This window comes from Kitasatospora cystarginea (assembly GCF_039533515.1).
Classification (GTDB): domain Bacteria; phylum Actinomycetota; class Actinomycetes; order Streptomycetales; family Streptomycetaceae; genus Kitasatospora; species Kitasatospora cystarginea.
This window is the reverse complement of record NZ_BAAATR010000198.1, coordinates 1-702: the sequence shown is the minus strand read 5'-3', so window position 1 is coordinate 702 and position 702 is coordinate 1. Positions and strand designations below refer to the sequence as shown.

Here is a 702-nt window from a genome sequence, read left to right as displayed (position 1 = left end):
CGGGTTCGGCTCCAGCTCGGCTCGTCCGGCCGCGTCGGAGAGTTTGATCAGCACGGCGGTCAGCAGCCAGTTGGCGGTCAGCGACGAGCCGCCGGAGGCGAGGAACGGAAGCGCCTTACCGGTCAGCGGGACCAGGCCGGTCACGCCGCCGACCACCACGAAGACCTGGAGCGCCACGGCCGCCGAGAGGCCGGTGGCGAGCAGCTTGCCGAAGGGGTCGGTCAGTGCGACGGCGGTCCGCAGTCCGCGCTGGACGAAGAGGGTGTAGATGAGCAGGAAGGCGGTGACTCCGGCGAGTCCGAGTTCCTCGCCGATGGTGGTGAAGATGAAGTCGCTGCGTCCGGCGAAGCCGATCAGGTACGGCCGGCCCTGGCCGAGGCCGGTGCCCAGCAGGTGTCCGGTGCCGAAGCTGAACATGGCCTGGGCGGGCTGGTCGGAGATCAGGGCCGGGTTGTGGACGGGCTTGTAGATGTCCAGGGGGTGCAGCCAGGCTTCCACGCGGCCGTGCACGTGCGGTTCGATCGTGCCGACGACGGCGGCGCCGCCGACGGCCATCAGCAGGCCGAGGACCACCCAGCTGGTCCGCTCGGTGGCCACGTAGAGCATCACGACGAAGATGCCGAAGAAGATCAGCGAGGTGCCGAGGTCGCGCTCGAAGATCAGCACCAGCAGGCTGACCACCCAGATGGCGAGCACCGGGCC

General features: G+C 69.5%; 1 protein-coding gene. It reads right to left on the bottom strand.

The genetic code is table 11. The features are described from left to right. Window positions 1-702 (bottom strand): FtsW/RodA/SpoVE family cell cycle protein (locus ABD369_RS40805; RefSeq protein WP_344641690.1); only part of this gene is annotated, 702 nt, incomplete at both ends.